The organism is Macrococcus epidermidis (assembly GCF_024205965.1).
Lineage (GTDB): Bacteria > Bacillota > Bacilli > Staphylococcales > Staphylococcaceae > Macrococcoides > Macrococcoides epidermidis.
Map to the genome: position 1 here is coordinate 1,532,450 of NZ_CP073819.1, position 22,362 is coordinate 1,554,811.

Annotated in this window: 29 protein-coding genes and 1 riboswitch; of the genes, 4 read left to right on the plus strand and 25 right to left on the minus strand. The window is 32.7% G+C overall.

What is annotated here, in order from left to right; translation table 11 throughout:
• Position 1 precedes the first annotated feature (1 nt).
• The 3 genes from accB to KFV12_RS08115 form a co-directional block, all read right to left on the minus strand.
• Entirely contained in the window at positions 2-481 is a 480-nt protein-coding gene (gene accB / locus KFV12_RS08105) for an acetyl-CoA carboxylase biotin carboxyl carrier protein (RefSeq protein ID WP_111715150.1), read from the minus strand.
• A gap of 128 nt (positions 482-609) precedes the next feature.
• Positions 610-1,167 (minus strand): elongation factor P, encoded by a 558-nt coding sequence (gene efp, locus KFV12_RS08110; protein WP_096076375.1) that lies wholly within the window; start codon positions 1,165-1,167, stop codon positions 610-612.
• Between the two features lie 24 nt (positions 1,168-1,191).
• Positions 1,192-2,247 carry a M24 family metallopeptidase gene (locus KFV12_RS08115; protein ID WP_111715152.1) on the minus strand — a complete coding sequence of 352 codons (1,056 nt, stop codon included), beginning with the start codon at positions 2,245-2,247 and terminating at the stop codon, positions 1,192-1,194.
• Positions 2,248-2,339: 92 nt separating this feature from the next.
• Between KFV12_RS08115 and KFV12_RS08120 the strand changes: the two genes are divergently transcribed.
• A complete protein-coding gene (locus tag KFV12_RS08120) occupies positions 2,340-2,930 on the plus strand; it encodes an LXG domain-containing protein (RefSeq protein ID WP_111715153.1) in 591 nt (196 codons plus the stop codon).
• A gap of 69 nt (positions 2,931-2,999) precedes the next feature.
• On the opposite strand, the gene KFV12_RS08125 is transcribed toward KFV12_RS08120, so the two are convergent.
• Positions 3,000-3,842, minus strand: a complete 843-nt coding sequence (locus KFV12_RS08125; protein WP_240837203.1) for a lipoate--protein ligase family protein — start codon at positions 3,840-3,842, stop codon at positions 3,000-3,002.
• A 121-nt stretch (positions 3,843-3,963) separates the two neighbouring features.
• Here KFV12_RS08125 and KFV12_RS08130 point away from each other — a divergent pair, with 121 nt between their 5' ends.
• The gene (locus tag KFV12_RS08130; RefSeq protein ID WP_096076370.1) at positions 3,964-4,347 is read left to right on the plus strand and encodes a rhodanese-like domain-containing protein; all 384 of its coding nucleotides are present in this window, start codon (positions 3,964-3,966) and stop codon (positions 4,345-4,347) included.
• Positions 4,348-4,451: 104 nt separating this feature from the next.
• On the opposite strand, the gene gcvPB is transcribed toward KFV12_RS08130, so the two are convergent.
• From gcvPB to comGA, 9 genes are all read right to left on the minus strand, one after another.
• Positions 4,452-5,921: an aminomethyl-transferring glycine dehydrogenase subunit GcvPB gene (gcvPB, locus tag KFV12_RS08135; RefSeq protein ID WP_099578421.1), complete on the minus strand. Its 1,470-nt coding sequence runs from the start codon at positions 5,919-5,921 to the stop codon at positions 4,452-4,454.
• Complete coding sequence (gene gcvPA, locus KFV12_RS08140) at positions 5,914-7,257, minus strand: aminomethyl-transferring glycine dehydrogenase subunit GcvPA (protein ID WP_111715156.1); 1,344 nt, start codon at positions 7,255-7,257, stop codon at positions 5,914-5,916. Before gcvPA ends, gcvPB begins: the two co-directional genes overlap by 8 nt.
• A 12-nt stretch (positions 7,258-7,269) precedes the next feature.
• Complete coding sequence (gcvT, locus tag KFV12_RS08145) at positions 7,270-8,355, minus strand: glycine cleavage system aminomethyltransferase GcvT (protein ID WP_111715536.1); 1,086 nt, start codon at positions 8,353-8,355, stop codon at positions 7,270-7,272.
• A 67-nt stretch (positions 8,356-8,422) separates the two neighbouring features.
• Positions 8,423-8,506: riboswitch (glycine riboswitch) on the minus strand.
• Entirely contained in the window at positions 8,493-8,999 is a 507-nt protein-coding gene (locus KFV12_RS08150; RefSeq protein ID WP_111715158.1) for a shikimate kinase, read from the minus strand. (Overlaps the previous riboswitch by 14 nt.)
• Positions 9,000-9,181: 182 nt before the next feature.
• Positions 9,182-9,628, minus strand: a complete 447-nt coding sequence (locus KFV12_RS08155; RefSeq protein ID WP_239242759.1) for a competence type IV pilus minor pilin ComGF — start codon at positions 9,626-9,628, stop codon at positions 9,182-9,184.
• A gap of 179 nt (positions 9,629-9,807) precedes the next feature.
• Complete coding sequence (locus KFV12_RS08160; RefSeq protein WP_170122460.1) at positions 9,808-10,278, minus strand: hypothetical protein; 471 nt, start codon at positions 10,276-10,278, stop codon at positions 9,808-9,810.
• Positions 10,229-10,585, minus strand: a complete 357-nt coding sequence (comGC, locus tag KFV12_RS08165; RefSeq protein ID WP_255724760.1) for a competence type IV pilus major pilin ComGC — start codon at positions 10,583-10,585, stop codon at positions 10,229-10,231. The genes KFV12_RS08160 and comGC overlap by 50 nt, the downstream gene beginning before the upstream one ends.
• A gap of 11 nt (positions 10,586-10,596) precedes the next feature.
• The gene (comGB, locus tag KFV12_RS08170) at positions 10,597-11,634 is read right to left on the minus strand and encodes a competence type IV pilus assembly protein ComGB (protein ID WP_170122461.1); all 1,038 of its coding nucleotides are present in this window, start codon (positions 11,632-11,634) and stop codon (positions 10,597-10,599) included.
• Positions 11,621-12,589 (minus strand): competence type IV pilus ATPase ComGA, encoded by a 969-nt coding sequence (gene comGA / locus KFV12_RS08175; RefSeq protein WP_254256546.1) that lies wholly within the window; start codon positions 12,587-12,589, stop codon positions 11,621-11,623. Before comGA ends, comGB begins: the two co-directional genes overlap by 14 nt.
• Before the next feature lie 209 nt (positions 12,590-12,798).
• Here comGA and KFV12_RS08180 point away from each other — a divergent pair, with 209 nt between their 5' ends.
• Positions 12,799-13,047 (plus strand): DUF2626 domain-containing protein, encoded by a 249-nt coding sequence (locus tag KFV12_RS08180; RefSeq protein ID WP_099578437.1) that lies wholly within the window; start codon positions 12,799-12,801, stop codon positions 13,045-13,047.
• A 27-nt stretch (positions 13,048-13,074) separates the two neighbouring features.
• Here KFV12_RS08180 and KFV12_RS08185 read toward each other — a convergent pair whose 3' ends face one another.
• Positions 13,075-13,704 carry an MBL fold metallo-hydrolase gene (locus KFV12_RS08185; protein ID WP_254256547.1) on the minus strand — a complete coding sequence of 210 codons (630 nt, stop codon included), beginning with the start codon at positions 13,702-13,704 and terminating at the stop codon, positions 13,075-13,077.
• A gap of 92 nt (positions 13,705-13,796) precedes the next feature.
• Between KFV12_RS08185 and KFV12_RS08190 the strand changes: the two genes are divergently transcribed.
• On the plus strand, positions 13,797-14,036 hold the full coding sequence (locus tag KFV12_RS08190; protein WP_096076359.1) for a DUF2759 domain-containing protein: 240 nt from the start codon (positions 13,797-13,799) through the stop codon (positions 14,034-14,036).
• 36 nt (positions 14,037-14,072) lie between these two features.
• Here KFV12_RS08190 and KFV12_RS08195 read toward each other — a convergent pair whose 3' ends face one another.
• From KFV12_RS08195 to KFV12_RS08245, 11 genes are all read right to left on the minus strand, one after another.
• Positions 14,073-14,384 carry an MTH1187 family thiamine-binding protein gene (locus KFV12_RS08195; protein ID WP_111715170.1) on the minus strand — a complete coding sequence of 104 codons (312 nt, stop codon included), beginning with the start codon at positions 14,382-14,384 and terminating at the stop codon, positions 14,073-14,075.
• Positions 14,384-15,355 carry an ROK family glucokinase gene (locus tag KFV12_RS08200; RefSeq protein ID WP_111715172.1) on the minus strand — a complete coding sequence of 324 codons (972 nt, stop codon included), beginning with the start codon at positions 15,353-15,355 and terminating at the stop codon, positions 14,384-14,386. The genes KFV12_RS08195 and KFV12_RS08200 overlap by 1 nt, the downstream gene beginning before the upstream one ends.
• On the minus strand, positions 15,352-15,543 hold the full coding sequence (locus KFV12_RS08205; protein WP_111715173.1) for a YqgQ family protein: 192 nt from the start codon (positions 15,541-15,543) through the stop codon (positions 15,352-15,354). The genes KFV12_RS08200 and KFV12_RS08205 overlap by 4 nt, the downstream gene beginning before the upstream one ends.
• Positions 15,544-15,547: 4 nt before the next feature.
• The gene (locus tag KFV12_RS08210; protein ID WP_111715175.1) at positions 15,548-16,972 is read right to left on the minus strand and encodes a rhomboid family protein; all 1,425 of its coding nucleotides are present in this window, start codon (positions 16,970-16,972) and stop codon (positions 15,548-15,550) included.
• The gene (locus KFV12_RS08215) at positions 16,969-17,535 is read right to left on the minus strand and encodes a 5-formyltetrahydrofolate cyclo-ligase (RefSeq protein WP_111715177.1); all 567 of its coding nucleotides are present in this window, start codon (positions 17,533-17,535) and stop codon (positions 16,969-16,971) included. The genes KFV12_RS08210 and KFV12_RS08215 overlap by 4 nt, the downstream gene beginning before the upstream one ends.
• 89 nt (positions 17,536-17,624) lie before the next feature.
• Entirely contained in the window at positions 17,625-17,774 is a 150-nt protein-coding gene (gene rpmG / locus KFV12_RS08220; protein WP_096076353.1) for a 50S ribosomal protein L33, read from the minus strand.
• 88 nt (positions 17,775-17,862) lie between these two features.
• Entirely contained in the window at positions 17,863-18,501 is a 639-nt protein-coding gene (gene phoU / locus KFV12_RS08225; protein WP_111715179.1) for a phosphate signaling complex protein PhoU, read from the minus strand.
• Positions 18,494-19,393, minus strand: a complete 900-nt coding sequence (gene pstB / locus KFV12_RS08230; RefSeq protein ID WP_239242764.1) for a phosphate ABC transporter ATP-binding protein PstB — start codon at positions 19,391-19,393, stop codon at positions 18,494-18,496. Before pstB ends, phoU begins: the two co-directional genes overlap by 8 nt.
• Positions 19,394-19,418: 25 nt before the next feature.
• Positions 19,419-20,312, minus strand: coding sequence for a phosphate ABC transporter permease PstA (gene pstA / locus KFV12_RS08235; RefSeq protein WP_111715180.1), 894 nt, complete (start codon positions 20,310-20,312; stop codon positions 19,419-19,421).
• Position 20,313: 1 nt separating this feature from the next.
• Positions 20,314-21,246 (minus strand): phosphate ABC transporter permease subunit PstC, encoded by a 933-nt coding sequence (pstC, locus tag KFV12_RS08240; RefSeq protein ID WP_111715182.1) that lies wholly within the window; start codon positions 21,244-21,246, stop codon positions 20,314-20,316.
• Positions 21,247-21,330: 84 nt separating this feature from the next.
• A complete protein-coding gene (locus KFV12_RS08245; protein ID WP_111715183.1) occupies positions 21,331-22,302 on the minus strand; it encodes a PstS family phosphate ABC transporter substrate-binding protein in 972 nt (323 codons plus the stop codon).
• Between the last annotated feature and the right edge of the window lie 60 nt (positions 22,303-22,362).

Below are 22,362 nucleotides of genomic sequence, written 5' to 3' on the forward strand. Positions count from 1 at the left end.
ATTATTTCACCTTAAATAACGGTTGTCCGTACTCAACCATTTGTCCATCTTCAACAAGAATTTCTACAATCTCTCCTGAGATTTCAGCCTGAATTTCATTAAATAATTTCATTGCCTCCAGAATACATACTGTACTGTCAGCATTGACTTTATCACCGACACTCACGTATGGTGCACTTTCAGGTGAAGGTGATTTATAGAATGTTCCGACCATTGGTGCGTTAATCGTCTTGCTAGTATCTATATGTTCTGCCTGTGTTATAGCGTTTGTTTGAGGTTGAGATTGTGTTTGTGACTGTATTTGCTGTGTAGGCATAACTGGTGCTGATGGTACTTCATATGTTGTAGTAATTGGTGTCTGTACTATTTCTTTTTCTTTTTTGATAACAATTTTATATTCATCCTGCTCTAAATTTAATTCAGTTAATGTTTTTGATGCGTCTATTAAATCTACAAGTTTTTTAATATCTTCAAATTTCATGATGTACCCCTTTTTTTATACAAGATTTTATGACTAGTTACTAATTTATTTTATCCTAGTGGTCAGACCAATACAAGAAAAAAATAAAAGACATGCAATATGTGCATGTCTTTATTAAAATTTATTGCTTATCCACGTGATACATATGAACCGTCAGTAGTATTGATAATTAATTTATCACCTTGGTTAACGAATAAAGGTACGTTTAAAGTATAACCCGTTTCAACAGTTGCTTGTTTTGTTGCCCCTTGAGCTGTATCACCTTTAATACCAGGTTCTGTTTCTGTTACTTCTAATGTTACAGTGTTAGGTAATTCAACACCTAACGTTTCTCCTTCATACATTTGGATATGAACTTCCATATTTTCTTTTAAGAATTTTAATTCGTATTCAATCGTGCTTTCTGGCAATTCTAATTGCTCATAAGATTCATTATCCATAAATACATGTTGATCACCTGAAGCGTATAAATATTGCATACGTTTATTATCGATTTGTGCTTTACCAACTTTTTCACCAGCACGGAATGTTTTTTCCTGAATAGCACCAGTACGTAAGTTACGTAATTTCGAACGTACGAATGCAGCACCCTTACCTGGTTTTACGTGTTGGAATTCAATAACTCTCCAAATCCCGTTATCTACTTCAATTGTTAAACCTGTCTTAAAATCGTTTACTGAAATCATTAAATTTCCTCCTAATTAGCTTTCTTATAAAATAATAAGGTCTTTTGTTGAATGTGTAAAGCGCTTTAGTCCATTTTTTGTAACTAAAACATCATCTTCAATACGTACGCCACCTAAACCATCGACATATATACCTGGTTCTAATGTTACACACATGTTTTCTTCCAGAATATGAGGTGATTTCGAAGATAACATTGGTCCCTCGTGAACTTCTAGCCCTATGCCATGCCCTAATGAATGTCCAAATTTTTCTCCGTAACCGTAAGATTCAATCACATCTCTCGCAATTTTATCAGCTTCTATCCCTGACATACCCATCTTAATCTCATTTAATGCTTTCATCTGTGATTCTAATACGATGTTATAAATCTTTACCATTTCTTCACTAGGATCACCAACAGCAATCGTACGTGTTATGTCTGATATGTAACCATTATATATCGCACCGTAATCAAATGTAATCATCTCACCAGACTGAATCACTTTATCACTCGCAACACCATGCGGTAATGCACCACGCAGACCACTTGCAACAATTGTATCGAAAGAAGAACCCGTTGCCCCTAGTTCACGCATTTTCATCTCCATTAAGTTATTAACCTGCATTTCAGTCATACCAGGCTTCGTTACTTGTAAGATATACTCAAAAGTTGCATCAGCGATATCGGCCGCTTTCTGGATGATTTCAATTTCGTGCGGCTCCTTTATCATTCGAATACGTTCTACTTCTCCAGCAACATTAACAAGTTCATAATGATTGCTTAATAAGTTTTGATGTTGCTGATATGTAATAAGATCTCCCTCAAATCCAATAGATTTATAGCCATATGTTTCTATCAACGTGCGAATCTCATCAAGTATCGGTTGACTATGTTTAACAATTTCAAATGCAGATGCTTGATCAGTAGCCTGTTCAATATATCTAAAATCTGTTACTAAAATTTTCTTATCTCTAGAAATGATTAAAGCACCGCTTGAACCTGTAAATCCAGATAAATATCTTCTGTTATACTGTGATAGTACAATAACAGCATCTAATGATTTATCATCTAACAATTGATTTACTTTTTCAAATTTCATATTTTTACTTCCTCTCTATATATAAGCTTTTTTATAACATTATATATATGTTAACATATATAAAGACACTATTTGAATTGAGGCGTAACAAAATGAAAAAAATATTTTTACTATTATCGACGAGTCTATTACTAACTGCTTGCGGACCTTCAGAAGCAGAACAACTTACGAAAGAAAAGAACACTTTATCTAAAGAAGTTGAGCATTTAAAAGAAAAAGTTGAAAACGAAAAAACGAAACATATTTCTAAAAATAACACATTGAATAATATAGAAAATGAACTCAAACAAGCTAAAAGTGGCAATACAATAACAAATGACTTGTACACTCAAAACTTTAAAGCATACACTACTCAATTAGCTACTGCATTTAAAACATACTCTGACATTGAAGGTAAGATTGATCAACTGAAAGGAGATGCGATGGTGTCAGATCGTTTATCTGAAGTAAAACAAACGATCGATGATGCGGTTCAAACATATGAAGCACCATTTAAAAAAGCGAATCCACCTAAAACGTTTGAAGATATCCATGACCAGATTCAGGATGCTAACAAGCATATGAAAATAGCCATTTCTAAGATTGAAAAAGGATATGATAAAAAGGATAAGGCGCTTGTTTCTGAAGGAAAAGCTACCTTACAGAAAGTAATCGATCAATTCAATGAAATACAGTTCCAATAAGAAAACTGGTATGATTCCTTAAATGAATCATACCAGTTTTCTTATTTATAAATGCATGACTTAAAGTAATCATTTTCGATATGTCCACGCATCGCTTTTATATTTTTCCATTAAACGATTCGTCTCATCTCTTAATGCATCGTTCATTTCAAAAGGAACTAATTTTTTATTTAAACCTTTTTCAAAACCTTTAAAGAATGCTTCTTCCATCATTTCTATCGTTATTTCTTTATCTGTTAGATCCTGTATACTGACCGCCTTAGAATAAAAGGCTTTTTTCATCTTATCTTTAAGTCTCGGATTTTGATATGTAAATAAGTCAAAAAGCTCGTCAACGTCAATGGACTGCAAAATAGAACCATGTTGAAGTATCACACCTTTTTGACGGGTTTGTGCACTGCCAGCAATTTTACGCCCCTCTACAACCAGTTCGTACCAGCTAGGTGCATCAAAGCAGACTGAACTTCTAGGATCTTTCAGTTTAGCGCGTTGTTCTTCTGTTCTGGGAACAGCGAAATAAGCATCAAAGCCTAAATCAATAAAACCTTCGAGTAGACCTTGAGAAATAACACGATAAGCTTCAGTAACAGTCTTCGGCATTTCAGGATGCGCTTCAGGTACAATAACGCTATATGTAAGTTCTTTATCATGTAGTACACCACGACCGCCTGTAGCACGTCGTACTAAACCATAGCCTTTTGATTTTACCTTTTCTAAATCAATTTCTTTTTCTATTTTTTGAAAATAACCGATTGAAAGTGTCGCAGGATTCCATCCATAAAATCGAATAACAGGAGGCAGCTTACCTTCTGAAACAAAATTAAGCAATGCTTCATCCAACGCCATATTAAAGTAAGGATCATTTTGCTTCGTATTTAAAAATAACCATTCTTCTTTTTTACTATTTTCCATCTCAATCAAACTCCCCAACGTAATCACACAAAATAAAAATAAAATAAAAGTAAAATAACTTTGAAATCATATGATTTTATTACTATAATAAATCTATGATTATAAAAGGAGGACTACTAAAATGACGATGTGGTATATTTTAGGAATCGTACTTCTTGCTTTGTTAGTTTACATTCTAATTAATTACTCTATCAATCGTAAAGCTGTTACTGAATTAAGTCAAGATGACTTTAAAAGCGGTTTAAGAAAAGCGCAGGTCATCGATTTACGTGAAAAAGCAGATTATGATTACGGACATATTAACGGTGCAAGAAACATTCCAATGACAATATTCAGAACGAGAATGCTTGGGTTACGTAAAGATCAACCAATCTACTTCGTAGATGCAAATGGTATCTCAAGTTATCGTGCAGCGCGCATGCTGAAAAAACACGGCTACAATAATCTTTATATGCTGAAAAATGGCTATAAAGACTGGAAATATGATTTAAAAGTGAAAAAATAATTTTATAATTCTTGACGAGACAAATTTGTCTCGTTTTTTTATTTTTAATATAAATAAGCAAAGCACGAAAGAATTCATGCTTTGCTTAAACTTAAAACTCTATATTACTTTTCAATCGTTCCTGAATATTTTAATACTGGTTTACGTGCTGCCATTGTTTCATCAAGACGGCCGATAACAGTATCATGTGGTGCTTCTAATACGATATCTGGATTTTCTTCTGCTTCTTTAGCGATTTGAATCATCGTATCACAGAATGAATCCAATGTTTCTTTAGATTCAGTTTCAGTAGGTTCAATCATCATACATTCCTCAACGTTTAATGGGAAATAGATTGTTGGCGGATGGAAGTTAAAGTCTAACAGACGTTTTGCCATATCTAACGTTCTCACACCAAGTTTCTTCTGTTTAGAACCACTGATTACAAATTCATGCTTACAATGACGATCGTATGGTAATACGAAGTAGTCTTGTAATCTTCTCATCATGTAGTTCGCATTTAATACAGCCACTTCAGATGCTTCTTTTAAGCCATCTGGTCCCATTGTACGGATATACGTGTATGCACGTAAGTAAATACCAAAGTTACCGTAGAATGGCTTAACACGTCCGATAGATTGTTCACGATCATAATCAAATTTAAATCCATCTTCAGTCTTAATAATATGTGGTTTTGGTAAGAATGGTACTAAATCAGCTTTCACACCAACTGGTCCAGATCCTGGTCCACCACCACCGTGTGGTCCAGTGAATGTTTTGTGTAAGTTTAAGTGAACTGCGTCAAATCCCATATCTCCAGGACGTACTTTACTCATGATTGCATTTAAGTTTGCACCATCATAGTATAATTTACCACCCGCAGCATGAACGATTTCACGAATTTCTAAAATATCTTCTTCAAATAAACCTAATGTATTTGGGTTTGTTAACATGATCGCAGCTGTATCTGGTCCAACTACACGTTTTAAATCTTCAATATCAACTAATCCAAATTCGTTTGATTTTACTGTAACTGTTTCAAAACCAGCAACTGTTGCTGATGCCGGGTTAGTACCATGCGCTGAGTCTGGTACGATTACTTTTGTACGGTTGTGGTCTCCATTCGCTTCGTGGAACGCACGAATCATCATTAATGCAGTCCACTCACCATGTGCACCTGCTGCAGGTTGAAGTGTAACTTCATCCATACCAGTAATTTCTTTTAAGTGTTCTTGTAAATCATAAATCACTTCTAACGAACCTTGAATCGTTTTTTCATCTTGTAATGGATGCGCTGCTGCAAATCCAGCCATACGAGCAACTTTTTCGTTGATTTTTGGATTGTATTTCATCGTACAAGAACCAAGTGGATAGAATCCAGAGTCAACACCGTGGTTTTTGTTAGATAATTCAGTGTAATGACGCATTAAATCTAATTCAGCGATTTCTGGTAACATCGCACGTTCTTTACGAATGAACTTGCTATCTAAAATATCTTCAACTTTTTTATTTTCAACTTCTAATTCAGGTAATGAATAACTGAAACGATTTTCTTTTGAACGTTCAAAAATTAATGGAGAGCTTCCTTTAAGCATTGAACACACCTACTTTCGCGATAAATGTATCGATCTCTTCTTTCGTTCGTAACTCAGTAACAGCGATTAACATATGATTTTCATACTTGCTATCCACTTGACCAAGATCATAACCACCAATAAATCCATCTTCTAATAATTTTTCATTGATTTCAGAAATTGGTGCGTTAAATTTAACTACGAATTCATTGAAAGTTGTACCAGCTAATACTGTGAAACCTTCTTCAATCATTTTTTCTTTCATATAATTAGCTTTTTGTAAGTTCTGGTTTGCCATTTCATAAACACCATTCTTACCTAATGCGCTCATTGCAACAGATGCAGCCAATGCATTTAAAGCTTGGTTCGAACAAATATTTGAAGTCGCTTTATCACGACGAATATGTTGTTCACGTGCCTGTAAAGTTAGTACGAAACCACGGTTACCTTCGTCGTCCTGAGTTTGACCAACAAGACGTCCAGGCATTTTTCGCATTAATTTGTTTGTTGCTGCGAAATATCCACAGTGTGGTCCACCAAGTTGAGCTGGGATACCAAATACTTGTGCATCCCCAACTACAATGTCAGCACCAAATTCACCAGGTGGTGTTAACAATCCTAAGCTCATAGGGTTACTTGATACTACGAATAATGCTTTTGTACCTTCTGTGTATGATTTAATCGTTTCTAAATCTTCAATACTACCAAAGAAGTTTGGGTATTGAACCATAACACAAGCAGTATCTTCATCGATTGCTGCTTTTAAAGCATCTAAATCTGTCACAGTATCTTTAACATCAATTTCAACAACTTCTAAATGTTGACCCGTCGCATAAGTTTGTAAAACAGCACGTGATTGGTCGTTAACTGCTTTAGATACAATAATTTTTTTCTTTTTAGTGTGTCCACATGCTAACATCGCCGCTTCAGCAAAAGATGTTCCACCATCATACATAGATGAGTTAGCGCAATCCATACCTGTAAGTTCAGCAATCATCGTCTGGAATTCAAAGATAGCCTGTAATTCCCCTTGAGAGATTTCTGGTTGATATGGTGTATACGCTGTATAGAATTCACTACGAGAAATAACATGATCAACTACTGTAGGTATATAATGATCATAAACACCAGCACCTAAAAATGATGCGTGTGTGTCACTCGTAATGTTTTTATTTGCAAGCGCAGATAATTCTTTTAATAAAGGTGTTTCTGCTTTACGAGGTTTAATATTTAAATCCCCTTGAAAACGTACGCGTTCAGGAATGTCCTGGAATAATTCGTCGATAGACTTGATACCGATTGTATCCATCATTTCTTTTTTATCAGTTTCTGTTAATGGTATATAACGATGACTCATTTTTTCAACCCCTTAATTTTTATGGAATGGTGTTTTCACAATTTTTGCTGGCACTAATTTCTTACGGACTTGAACAAATACTTCATTACCAATTTCTGTCTGATCGATATTAATCAATGCTAACGCAATTGAACGACCAGTAGATGGTGATTGGGTACCACTTGTAACATAACCAATTTTATTGCCATCTTTATCTTGAACTTCATAATCTGTACGTGCGATGCCACGTTCTAACATTTCTAATCCAGCTGATTTACGAGCCAAACCTTCTTCTTTTTGTTTTGCAAGAACTTCACGACCAATAAAATCGCCTTTATCTAATTTTACGCTGAAGCCCATTTTAGCTTCATAAGGAGTAATGTCAGTAGATAAATCTTGTCCATGTAATGGTAACGCTGCTTCTAAACGTAATGTGTCACGCGCACCTAAACCACAAGGTACAACACCTAAATCTAATAAACCTTCCCAAATTGCAACTGTGTCTTCTGCAGCACAGTAAATTTCAAAGCCGTGTTCACCAGTATAACCAGATTGACTAAAGATAACGTTCTTACCGAAGATTTCAACATCTTGAATAAATTCAAACATTTTTAATGATGCAATATCTTCTTTAACTTGTGACTTTAATATTTCTAATGCTTTAGGACCTTGAACCGCAATTTGTCCGTATTCTTTCGATACGTTCGTTACAGTTACACCATCAATTGTATGTTGTTGTAACCATTCAAAATCGATGTCTGTATTACCTGCATTTACTACTAATAAATATTTGTTTTCATCAAGTTTGTAAGCAACTAAATCGTCGATTACGCCACCATTTTCGTTACAGATCATTGTATATTGTGCTTTTCTGTCAGTTGCCTTTGAAATATCGTTCGTTAAAACATTTTGAAGATATTCTACAGCATTTTCACCTTCAACAATGATCTCGCCCATATGACTTACATCGAACATTCCAACATTTTCACGAACAGCAATGTGCTCTTCTTTGATGCTAGAGAATTGAACAGGTAAACCCCATCCAGAAAAGTCAATTACTTTTGCACCGTCTTCAATGTATTTGTCATACAATGGTGTTTTCTTTAATTCAGTCATGATTATCCTCCTAAAAATATAATTAAAAAAACAGCATAGCAAATGCTATCCTGTTGATTTCTTCAGGTTACGTCCGAAAATTATCCTTTTGCCTGAGAGTTTATATAGCTTGCCCCTTCGGCGATGATCACTCATTCTCTCTAATTTTCATCATCCGTCATTATTTGATTGTGAATTTCCTGCACACTTAAAGTTACATCATGTTCATTATAGACCTTGATGTATGCGATTTCATTATAACGTGAAATTCTACTGTTGTACAACTTTTTAATTTCTTCAAACGATTTATTCTGAGCATTGGGACGGTTATTATCACCAACAATTCTATTATACACAGTATCAATGTTCGCATCTACCCAAATATTTAAATTGTTTTGCTTTAATATTTCTATATTGTTCGGATTTTCAATTATACCTCCTCCAGTTGCTATGATAATATTCTTGTTTATATATGTTTTTAATACATCGTGTTCCAATTTACGAAAATAGGCTTCTCCAAATTTTTCAAATATTGCAGGAATCGATAAATGCTCTAATTCTACTATGGCTTTATCTAAATCTATAAAGGGTATATTCATTTTACGAGAAAGTAATTCTCCAACAGTTGTCTTTCCTGCACCCATAAAACCAATTAATACTATTGCCATCATTTATCCCCCTATTTAAAAAAAGCTATTTCTTTTGTGAAATAGCTTCAATAATTTCATTAAAATAATAATGCTCAAGATTATCTAATGTATTAAATTTTAACATGTATCTTGTGCTGAAGTAACTCAAAAATAATATTGTAAGCATTAACAATATCAGCATAGATGGAAAGATAAAGCCTTCAGATGATTTGATACGTAACTGTATGCTTGTTGAAACGTTCAATAGATAGGTATACTGCATTATCATGTATTTCAAAATATGCATTTTTGACTCCTTCCAACATAATAATATATCCCTCTTGATTAAGCTTTCTGATAATGCGATGTTTATGATATAGATATTGTATAATATCATCTCCGGTATATATCCAAAGCTGATTATTTACGATTTCAACATAATCAGCATTATTTAATTCGTCATAGAGATCTCTTTGGAACATAGCATTATTAACATCAAAATGATCTGTGCTTTTTCCACTTAATTGATAAATGTTCATATAAATAAGCGGTAACAAACTCATAATCATTATTATAATTGATAAATTTATCATCATTTCGATCATCGTAAAACCATTACTTTTTCTTAATGCAGTATACTTTATCTTTCTTATAACAGATCTGGTCACCTTCAATGAAACCACCTCTTTCATTGATGACTATTTCTACATATGCTATTCGATACATTTCCAACGATTTTTTCTTTTGCTCATATGTATGAGATAATGTGAAATACATTGGCAACAAAGATAAAGTAATTAAAGCGACTACTGAAAAAGAAAGCAAGCTATCAATCAGCATAAATCCATCATACTTTTTCAATTCGTATTCTTCCTCTGTGTATCTGTACAACGATTTGATAAAGTGTATCACCAATATAATATTTAATCGTTCCACCTGTTCTAACTCCATTATTCTTAAAAATGATTTCACTATTTGCTAAACTATTTCCTTCATATATTTCACCTTGATTAATTATATATTTACTATTAATCCCTAAAACTTTTGATTGAATATAGATTGTATCGTTCCTTGGTGGGAACGATACAACTATAACTTCACCTGTTTCATAAGATTTCGTTTGATAATAATTTAGTAAAGAAATAATTTCATCGTTAATTTCTTCATCTAGCACTTCATTTTCATCAATTTTTGTGACTGGAACGATGATAATGATGATAACGATGATTAACAATACAAGTAATGATTCAATATAACTAAATCCATTATTATTTTTGTGCCACCGCTTCTCCATTTTCAATATTGATTGGATCACCATTTTTACATTTCACCTGATTTTCCTTTAAAAATTCCGGTACAAGTTCATTAATCGACGTTGGCGTCTTTCCATTCTGAAGTTTATATGCTTCTATTTGTCCTTGTACCATCTTCACCTGTGCTGTACAACCTGTATTCTGAACATTATCAGATTGTTTTGCGATATTTGGAATAATCACAATGATTAATACCGAAATAACAAGCAAAACAAGCAGCATTTCTATTAAAGTAAATCCATCATTTTTACTGAATTGATTTTTAAAAGATCGAACAAAATGATTACTATGTGTTTTAATAAATTTATACATTGTTATTCCTCCTATTGAATGCCCTCCATCATCTGGAGCATCGGTAATATAATGACTAAATACATTGCGACAATTAATAATCCTAAAACAATAAAGATGATTGGCTGGATACTTTTAATCAATTTGAAAATCCTCAGTTCAAATTTTTTAAAGACGTACTGACTATAATATTCGAGTTCTCTATCTAACTTCGAATTCTTCTCTCCATGCTGCATAAATTGAATCATAGACTTTTCAAATAACTGCAATTTAGAAACTGCATCAGGAAGTGCTTCACCTTTGATCAATTCCTGGTTAATGCAAGCTGCAATATAACTTAACGTTTGATCATTATTTTGACCTTCTAAAATTGAGATGACGTTTTTCATCATGACACCATTACTTAAAAAGAATGAAAGTTCAGCACTTACACGATAAGTTATAAATAAACGAAACAGTTGATTAATAACGGGAATTTTTTTAATGGTATAAAGTTGATTTTTAATATTGGATTTTTTAAAAATAAGAAAATAATAAAGTATTAGAGAAATGAGAAGTAATATTGTATATATAATTATTTGTGGAAGTGTATATAGTATATTTGTAAGGATTATGAGTTCTTTGCTTAAGGTCACACCCATTGAACTATACATATTTTTAAATTGTGGGAGTACAGTATGATTAACAGTAATGATTAATGCGATAAATATAATGATAAGTACTAACGGATATTGAATCGTCTTTATAAACTGCTGTTTCAGTTTCCGTTTTGAAAGATTATAAGCATAGCAATGTTTTAACGTTTCGTTAACATTTCCAAATGACTCACTGAAATGAACCTGCATTACAATATGATTACTATAGTTTAATAACTTCAGACAATCCGATAAAGTTTTGCCTTGTTCAAGTGCAGATAATACTAATTTCTTATCTGAAGATTTTACTTCATCATATTGAGAAAATAAAAACTTAATTGCTTCATATTGTGTAAAGCCGTTTTGCGTCATCTCACTTAAGCGGATTAAAAAATCATCTTCATATAATTTTAATTTGTTTCTATTCCAAAGCATAACGTTCATACTCCAGCTGCGTAATCTTTTCTTCGTCGTGCATAACTTGCAATTGTTCTGATAAAGGATGATAATGCTGAACTTTTCTATCATTTAAATAATTACGTACATCGCCTTTTATCAACTGCTCAAAAATACGTGTTCGATTTGTAGTAGTATTTACTAATCGCTGATTAATGATTATTTCCAGACACTGCTCAAGTTCAACTTTGGTTACCCCCATTTCCATCAACCGATGAATAGCACCAAAACATGTATTTGCATGCAGTGTCGACAGCACAAGATGACCACTTAAACTTGCATTGATGACTTGTTTTGCAGTTTCAGCATCACGAATTTCTCCTATCATAATAATATCCGGATCACAGCGAAGAATGGCCTTTATTGCATTCTGATATGTTATATTAGCTTTTTTATTTACATTGATTTGAATCATACCTTGAATTCTCTGTTCAACGGGATCTTCAATCGAAATAATCTGTTTATTTAAATTTAGCGCTGCATAATTTAACATTTGGTACATCAATGTACTTTTTCCGCATCCCGTAGGACCACTAATCAAAATTAATCCGCTTCCTTTATGCATTAAAGATAATAATTCCTGTTCGATTGAAATATTTTGACTAAATAATGCTGGAATTATTCGCATCACACAAGCTTCATGTCCAATCGTATGCGGTAATGTCGATGCCCTGATATTGTAAAGTATTTCATCCTTCTCATAGGTCAATATACCGCTCTGTGCTTTATTTTTTTCAGAAACATCAAGATGTGTTATAAACTTTACATATGATAATAATTTTTCGAATTGTTCAGTATTTAACTGATTATAAGCATACATATTACCTCCAATTCTGAATTTCATCATGACATTATCAGCTTCGGGTATAAAGTGTACGTCTGAAGTTTTTTTAGTGATTGCATCATTCAATATTGTATGTAATAGTTTTTCCATAAATCCCTCCTCTACATTAATATCGGGAACTTCTTCTATTTTATTTTTTTACATCAGAATTTTTATTTCATTAATTTATTTTCTTATGAAACGGTTGAATAAATCCATTTATTTCCATCATTTTTACAAAATTAGAGGTTTACTTATTAAATGCTTATCTTTATAATAATAAGTGATATGAAGAGTTTGAATATAGGGGGAATAACCATATGGATAAAGTTTTTAAAACTTTAGGATTCTGGACAGCGATATTTGCAGTAATGTTCTACGTTGGCGGTATGTCAATGATGTCATTCATTTTCGTTGCTCAAACTGGATTTTTTGTATTATTAGGTTACTTAAAATTAACTGAAAGAATGTATATGTATATTTTTGCAGCATACTTAGTTGTATGTTTCGTAGGTTTCACATACTATTCAACTTTCTTATTAGAGCCAAGTTTTGGCCATCACGAATAAAAAACCTTCCTTTACGGAAGGTTTTTTTTAATAGCCATTTAAAAACGGATTACGATCCATCTCATGTTGAACTGTGGTATATGCACCATGTCCCGGACAAATAATAAATTGCTCATCAAGTGTCATGAGCTGCTGATCAATACTATTTAATAATTGTTGTGTGTTACCCTCGTATAAGTCAGTACGACCGATACTTTCTTTGAATAATGTATCGCCAACTATTGCAAAGTTATTAAAAATAAAAGATTGACTACCTGGCGAATGTCCGGGTGTATGACGCACATCAAACGTAAACGAACCAATCGTCTGCTTCCCAAGTTTCATTATTAAAGGCTTTGTCTTTGCAATCACTGGTTCTAGACCATACTGTTTAAATTTTTCTGAACCATTTTTAATCGTATCCGTTAACCAGTATTGCTCTTCTTGTGATACATAGACCGGTACATTAAATCGCTCACAAATCGCATCTACTGCTCCGATATGATCAAAATGTGTATGTGTTAGAATAACAGCGATCACTTTCTTATTTAGTGGTAATACAGCATCGATAATCTTTTCTGGTTCATCTCCAGGATCAAAAATCAATATTTCAGAATCATTATGTATGATATAGCAGTTTGTTTGTATTTGCCCTAAAGATAATTTTATTTTATCCATAAATTGCTCCTCCTAAAAAATGTACTCGACAAAGTTATTTATTAATTATACAATATTAATGATAATAAAAGTAATTTCATGGGGGTTATGTTATGCCGTTTATTAACACAGGCGAATTATTTGAAATCTTTGGTACAAAAATTCATATTGGTGTAAATATCTTTTCACTTTTAATGTTAGCAGTATTTTTCTTATCAATCAAAGCTTTATTAAATGCTGTTAAATCTAAAAATGTATTAGGCATTATCTTTGGCTTATTAGCTACTTTATCATTTGGATTCTTTTCACTAGCAACAATCTTCACATACGGATATCCAATTTTACATCACTAAAAATAAGACCAGGACATTTTGTCCTGGTTTTATTTTTTATTTCAGATGTTTATTTACTGCATCTATCTTGTCAATCATCTTTCGTTTTTTATCTCTTCTGTCATCAATTCTAATATTTGTACATACACGATCTAATCCCTGCTTAAAAGGTGACTCATGTATAGCTTCTAAAGCCATGAGACATTCGTGTAATTCTCCTTCTATTAAAGTACTCATTGGTGTTAACATATAATCGATTTTACCCTGCTGCTTTAAATCTTCTAATATTACTTGAATTTCCGCGATATACTTACTCACACTGATCGACTTACCGTCTAAAGGAATTACTACAACATCAATAATTGCCATTATACTTGCTCCTTTTTCACATATTGTTTGATCAAACCTGCAGCACCAATAATTCCAGCATCATTGCCTAAAGTCGCTGTTACAACTTTAGTACCTTGCGTTGCAGGCGTAAAAGTTATTTCACGATAGACATCTTCAATATGCTGAATTAAGAAATCACCAGCTTTAGATACACCACCACCAATGATGATATATTTAGGATTCGTTACAACACTAAATACACTCAATGCATATGCTAAATTTCTCGCAACTTTCTTTATAACGTATGTCGCAAATTCATCTCCAGCTTTTGCAGCATCAAAAACCATTTTAGCCTGTAGTGTTCTATTTTTTATCGCATCTTCAATTACCGTCTGGAATTGTAGTTCAGCATAGTAATGATAAGATAGGTTAACAACGCCTGTCGCACTCGCAACTGTTTCTAAGCAACCTTTCTTTCCACAGTTGCATTGGAATCGTTCTTTAAAATCAACTTTAAAATGCCCAAGTTCTCCACCAGAACCATTGTGACCATGGACAAGTTCATTATTGCTTATTATACCGCCACCGACACCAGTACCAAGTGTCACACAAATCACATCAGGTTCATTCTGTCCAGCACCTTTAAATTTTTCTCCTAAAGTTGCCACATTAGCGTCGTTGTCAACATAGACCGGTAATCCACTTAACTTTTCAAATTGTTCTTTAATATTGATCTTTCCATGCCAGTTTAAATTTATCGCACCATTAACAACACCCGTTTTAAAATCAATTGGACCGGGAACACCTAATCCTATACCAAGAACATCATTCATATCATAATTTTTATGTTTCGCGTTAACTACAAAAGAGTCATATACGTTCTTCAATATACTTTCGCCATTATTTTCGGTTTTGGTTGGAATCTCCCATTTATGTAGTATTTCTAAGGTTTCATCAAGAACACCTAACTTACAAGTAGTGCCCCCAATATCCGCAGCTAAAATAATCATATTTTTCCCATCTTTCTCTGATTTAATATTAAACGTGCCTGCACAAACTGTTCATTCGTAATAATACCGGCATCATGTAATGATTTTATCTCCTGATTCATCATTTCAATCGTATCTTTTTCATCTTTAAAATATATAATAATACCAAATTGTTTAAGTAACTGTTGCACATCGTAAAATGACTGCATTGTTTCACCTGAATTCTTTAAATTCTTTTTGAAGTTTTATATAAGAAGATATTCTATTGCGTTGAATTGCCTTGTTCAAATATTTATTAGCGCTATCATAATCATCCATTGCACGCATAGCCAAAGCCATCTGATAGTTTAATTTATCGCTATCTGGAAACTTGTTCAATCCTTTTTTCCATTCAGCAATACCGTTTGATAAACTTTCCTGTTTTGTCTTCAGCAAACCAAAATAAACATATGTTTCGTCATTATCATAACCTTTTTGAATAGTAGTAGTTAGAATTTCCTTCGCATCCTGATCATTTCCTGCAGCTATGGCCTGTGCAGCAAATTCATTATAAATATGGTGTTCTTTTTCAGAAAAAATATTAAAGAGTAACAAAATTACTATAATACCTAAACCAGCACTCATCCATTTAAAATACTGACTTTTCATATTATATAAATGTATTAGCATTGCAATGAACAAACCGCCAAATAAACCACCAAAATGAGCATAGTTATTAACATTGGCAAATAAAGAACTTGCTGCGAGATAGATAATACTACCTATTAGTATTTGCATAATAAATTTTTTATCAAATTTCCCACTAAAGATGATATACGCTATTGCTGCACCCATCAATGCACAAATAGCTCCACTTGCTCCAACAGATATAGAAGTCGTATCAAATGCCAGAGAAACTAAATTACCTATAATACCACCACAAATATATATCAGAAGATACTGTCTTTTTAGATATAAATATTCTATAATTTTGCCGAGAATAAATAGTGACATCATATTAAACAATAAATGCTGAAAATCAAAATGGAGAAACATTGAAGATATCACTCTGTAATAATCACCATGAACAAAATTAAAATGCGTTAATCCACCTTTTTCAACGAGCGTATCTACTTTATGCGTCATATGCCAAATATTCATTGCAATGAAACAAATGATATTTATCAAAATCAATAAATACGTAAGCGGTGTAAACTTAATCATAGCAGTATCTATCGGATTTTTTTTAATTACTCTATTTTGATACCACGATACAGATTGTGGCTTTGTTTTATTCGATATCGCTTTAAAAGGTGTGTTTAGTGTTTGTTTTACTGACTGAGAATTCGGACATGATATCACTTTAATATTTAGAGGCATCTCATTGATTTGGATTTCCTGGTCGATAAGCAATATTTCATAATGTTCAACCGATTGACTTACTAAACGCTCAATTTCTTCATGATGATCCATTATTTTCTGAACCATAAACATCGTTGATTGTGCTGTCTGTTTACTGAGTATGATACGTTTTAATGTTTTTTTACTACGACTATACAGCCATACATCATCCAATGCCTCTGAAGTTGTTATAAAATCATAATCAGTATATTTTATATATTCATAGATGTTTTTCCATATAAACTTCTCTGTTATCATTGATTGTCCTCATTAATTATTATTCTTTTCTCAGTAATAAGCATTGAAACAGGAATATCATGTGGTTCAATTAACACTTCACCAAGTTGAACTTCAAAGATTAAACTTACTGTTTGTCCTGTATAATGACTTAAAAATTTATCAAAATAACCGCCACCGTATCCAATACGATAACCATCTTCATTAAAAATGACACCAGGAACAACAAGTAATTCTGGCTGCGTACCAACTTCCTGCTGATGGTTCATGATATCTATACCATATGAATCTTTTACAATGTCCTCTTCTGAAGTATATCTTACAAAGTGCATCTGTTTCGTTTTATAGTCACAATATGGAACATATACTTTTTTTCCAAGACCCGCTGCATATTCTATTAACCATCTCGTATCTAATTCATGATTCATACTCATCGTGATACCAATTGAATTCGCATTTCTAAATACATCTTCATTAATAAAAGTATGTATTATCGAATCTTCTTTTTCAGTTTTATTTTGGTTATGCTTTAACTGCGCAAGCATCGCTAATCGTAAATCTTTTTTATCTGATTTAATTGTCATTTTCTCACCTCACTTATATTATACAATATAGCATAAAGAATGGAACGCACATAAAAAAACAGACATGAAAATTCATGTCTGCTCAAAAATTATTTAGTTTCTCTGTGTAAAGTTTTTTTATTATCTCTTGCACAGTATTTTGACATTTCAATACGTTCTGGGTTATTACGTTTATTTTTTTTAGTGATGTAGTTTCTTTCACCACATTCAGTACAAGCTAAAGTAACATTAACGCGCATAGTTGTTCCCTCCTCACGTTTCTAAATATCCATACGACTTTTCTATAATAACATGTGTCGCATGAATTATCTAGTACTAATTTATGAATTAGTTAAATCTTTCACCAGTAATCGTGAAATAAACACTTTCAGCGATATTAGTAATGTGATCACCAATTCTTTCAAGGTAACGACCAGCTAAATGTGCTTGTCCAGAAATATATGGATCATTGTCGATTAAATATGCACTATTAATAATTTCTTTATATAAATCATCAATATCATTATCTCGCTCAATAATTTCTTTAACTAAATTCACATCATTATTTTTGTGTGCTTCTTTAAGATCAGCTAGCATTAACATACTAAGTTTTCCCATTGTTTTAAGACGCATCAAAATATATTCATCTTCAAATTTTACTCTTTTACGAATCTTAGCTATATTTGCTGCATTATCTCCCATTCTTTCAAGTTCTGAAGATATTTTGCTTGAAGATAAAATCATTCTTAAGTCTGTAGCAATAGGTTGTTGTTTAGTAATTAAACTGATAATCTGATCGTCTATATTACTTTCCATAGCATTAATAACCTGATCATGTTCAATAATTTCTCTAGCAACAGATTTTTCATCATCACTTAATACATTAATACTTTTTTCGATAGTTCTATAAACTTCATCGGCAAGTTTTAAAACACTTTCTTCTAAATGTTGTAAACTTTCTTCGTATATTTCTCTCATATCAACCAAACCTTCCTGAAATATAACGTTCTGTTTGTTCGTCAGCTGGGTTAGAGAAGATCTTATCCGTTGTATCATACTCGTTGACGTAACCATTTAAGAAGAATGCTGTTTTGTCTGAAATACGAGCAGCTTGTTGCATGTTATGCGTAACGATAATGATTGAATATTGATTTTTAATTTCCTGAACTAACTCTTCTACTTTTAAAGTTGAAATTGGATCTAATGCAGATGTAGGCTCATCCATTAATATAACATCTGGCTCAATTGCTAAACAACGTGCGATACAAATACGTTGTTGTTGTCCACCAGATAAACCATAAGCATTTTTATCTAATCTGTCTTTTGTTTCATCCCAAATTGCAGCACCGCGAAGAGATTTTTCAACGATTTCATCTAAGATTTTTTTATCAGTTATCCCATGGATTCTTGGCCCATAAGTAATGTTATCATAGATAGATTTTGGGAATGGGTTAGGCTTTTGGAAAACCATCCCTACACGAGTTCTTAAGTGTTCAACTTTATAACTTTTATCAAAAATATTATCTCCACGGTATAGAATTTCTCCAGAAGTTCTTACGCTTGGGATTAATTCAATCATACGATTTAAAGTTTTGATATAAGTTGACTTACCACAACCTGATGGTCCGATAATTGCTGTTACTTCATTTTCTAAAATATCTAAATTGATATTTTGTAAAGCATGATGATCACCATACCATAAATCTAAATTTTTTGTTTGATAAACTATATTACGATTTGTTGGATTTGGTGTTTGACCTGTTACGATATTACGTTCTTTTTTTATATTTTCACTGCCTGTATTGTTTACTGTTTCAGTTGTAACGATAACTTTTTCATTATTCTTTACATCATTTGAAACTTTTACGTTGTTATTCATTATAAGACCCCTCTCAAATTAAAAACTAGAATTTTTTCTGATATTTATTACGGATAAAAATAGCAATTGAGTTCATAGCAATTAACATAATTAATAGCACGATAATCGCAGCTGAAGATACAAACTGGAATTCAGCTTTCGGTAATTTAGCCCATGTAAAGATTTGCATTGGTAAAGCCTGGAATCTGTCCATAATACTATCAGGAGTTTTCATGAAGATAGTTGGAATACCGATAACTACTAATGGTGCAGTCTCACCAATGGCACGAGATAAAGCTAAAATTGTACCCGTTAAAATACCAGGAATTGAAGCTGGTAATACAACATTTGTAATCGTCTGCCATTTCGTTCCACCTAATCCTAATGAAGCTTCACGAATCGCATTAGGTACTGCTCTGATCGCTTCCTGACTAGAAACGATTATAACCGGTAAAATCATTAATGACATTGTAAGTGCTGCAGCTAAAACCGACTTTCCAAGAGAAAGTGATTCAATACCGGCACCACGTACAAATAATGTTAATCCTAACAATCCAAATACAACCGATGGTACAGATGCTAAGTTAGCGATATTAACTTTAATAAATCTAGTAAATGCATTATCTTTTGCATACTCTTCCATGTAAATAGCAGTTGCCACACCTAACGTTACTGCGATAGGCGCAATTGTCATCATTAACCATAATGTTCCGATCAAAGCACCTTTAATACCTGCTTTTTCTGGTGTTGTAGATGAGAAGTTTGTAAAAAACTGAGGCGTTAAATATCCTGCCCCTTTACGAATAATATCAAATAATAAAATTGCCAGTACAACCAAACCGATCATTGTACATAAGAAGAAAAGAAATTTAACAATTTTATTTTTTGACAGTCTGCCAGAGAGTTTCTTTTCAACTGTTTCATGATTAATTAATTCCATATTAATACTCCTCTCTGAATCGTTTAGTAACCCATTGTGAAATGAAGTTCATAATTAAGGTAAATACGAATAATGTAAATCCTACTGCATAGATACTGTAGTAGATATCAGATCCGTAAGTAGCATCACCAGTCGCAACCTGAACGATAAATGCTGTCATCGTTTGTAATGAGTTCGTGAAATCTAAAGAGAATTCTGGTGAACTACCAGCAGCAAGTGATACGATCATTGTTTCACCGATAGCACGTGATACTGCTAATACGATAGAAGCTAAAATCCCAGATAATGCTGCAGGGAAAACTACTTTGATAGCAGTTTCTAATTTCGTCGATCCTAAACCTAAAGCTCCTTCACGAATTGCTTGAGGTACTGCACTCATCGCATCTTCAGATAATGAAGCAATCATCGGTACAATCATAATACCAATTACTAAACCAGGACTGATTGCATTAAAACTTCCTAAGTCTGGCCATACAGCGCGTAATAACGGCGTTACAAATGTTAATGCAAAGAATCCATAAACGATTGTTGGAATCCCCGCTAAGATTTCTAAAATAGGTTTAATGATTCTTCGCGCACGGTCACTTGCATATTCACTTAAATATAATGCTGCACCTAAACCAACAGGTACTGCAAATATTGTAGCGATAAATGTTACTTTTAATGTTCCTAAAATTAAAGAGATAATACCAAATTTCGGATCTTGGCCAAACGCATTCCATTCTTTTTCAAGGAAAAAGTCTGCAAATGAAACACGGGTAAAGAACGTAATTGTTTCAGTTAATAATGTAATCAGGATTCCAATTGTCGTTAAAATTGAAATTGAAGCAATGACAGCTAAAATTGTTGGAATCATCTTTTCAATGATGTTTTTCGAAGATCCTTTACTCTTGTTTTGAGCAATCAAATCTTGTACAGAAATTTTATTTTCCATAGTTTAGACTCCTTCATTTTAAAAGGGACGAAAAATTTCGTCCCTTAGAAAAATTTCATATTTGAATAATTATTAAGTTAATAATTATTTAACTTCTTCTAATTTTTTTAAATCTTCTTCATATAATTTATCTTCTAAAGCAACATAACCAGATTCAGTAGCAGCATCTTTAGCTTTTTCTAAAGTGAACTTTAAGAATTCTTTGAATGCAGCGTTTTCTTTAATTGAATCGTTTTTAGCATAGATGTATAATGGACGGCTTAATGGGTAAGAACCATCTTTAACTGTTTCTTCAGTCGCTTCAACACCTTCGCCTTTACCTTCTTTTTGAATCTTAACAGCTTTTAAGTTATCTTTGTTTTCCTGGAAGAAATTATATCCGAAGAAACCGATACCAGTTTTATTATCTTGTACTGATTTAACGATTACGTTAGTATCAGCGTTTTTCTCTGCTTTGATTTCACCTTTATCTAATACTTCTTCACTAAAGAAGTCATAAGTACCATGTGATTGGTCAGGAGAAAATGCTTTAATTTCTTCAGCTGGGAAGTCAGCACGAACATCTTTCCAAGTTTTAGCTTTTCCAGAGTAAATCTTAGCTAATTCTTCAAATGTTAAGTAATCTACAAAATCATTATCTTTATTTACAGCAACAGTTAAACCGTCAGTAGCAATTTTGAATTCAGTATATTCTATTTTTTTATCTTCTAAAGCTTTTTTCTCTTCGTCTTTAATGTCACGTGAAGCATTTGAGAAGTCAGTTTCACCAGCGATGAATTTCTCAAAACCACCACCAGTACCTGAAGTACCAACAGATACAGTTACATCTGGATATTCAGCATTGAATTCTTCATTGATTTTTTCTATGATTGGAGCTACTGTTGTAGAACCGTCACCTTTAACTTCACCTTTAATATCTTTAGCTGCTGTATCAGTACTAGCACCTTTATCTTCAGAAGCATTATCTTCTTTCTTGTCAGCTGCTCCACCACAAGCACCTAATAATAATGCAGTACCTAAAACAGTTGTTGAACCTACTAATTGCCATTTTTTCATTTTGAAAGTCCTCCTAATTGAATAGACGAATAATTTGTATTTGTTTATTACACTACTTAC